Annotated in this window: 1 pseudogene; it reads left to right on the top strand. The window is 72.2% G+C overall.

Features of this window, described 5'->3' with window-relative positions:
• A pseudogene (gene flgF / locus KVT37_RS32515) lies at nucleotides 1-248 on the top strand (flagellar biosynthesis protein FlgF); the annotation flags it as partial.

Here is a 248-nt window from a genome sequence, read left to right as displayed (position 1 = left end):
TCCGAGGAAGGCGCCCCCGGCACCGGGCCGAAGTCGGGTTCCTTCGCCCCCCCCCGCCACCCCTATCAGTCCGGCGGCGCAGGCGCGCTGACCCAAACCGGCAACCCGTTCGACTTCGCCGTGCGGGGCGACGCCTGGTTCCCCATCGACACGCCCGCCGGCACGGTGTTGGCGCGCGACGGCGTTTTCTCCATGAACGGGAACGGGGACTTGTTGCCGTTCGAGGCCTATCCGTGGCTGGCGGGCGG

It is taken from the genome of Mesorhizobium sp. GbtcB19 (assembly GCF_019091085.1).
Lineage (GTDB): Bacteria > Pseudomonadota > Alphaproteobacteria > Rhizobiales > Rhizobiaceae > Mesorhizobium.
The sequence above is the reverse complement of the archived record's forward strand: the minus strand, read 5'-3'. Positions and strand labels throughout refer to the sequence as shown.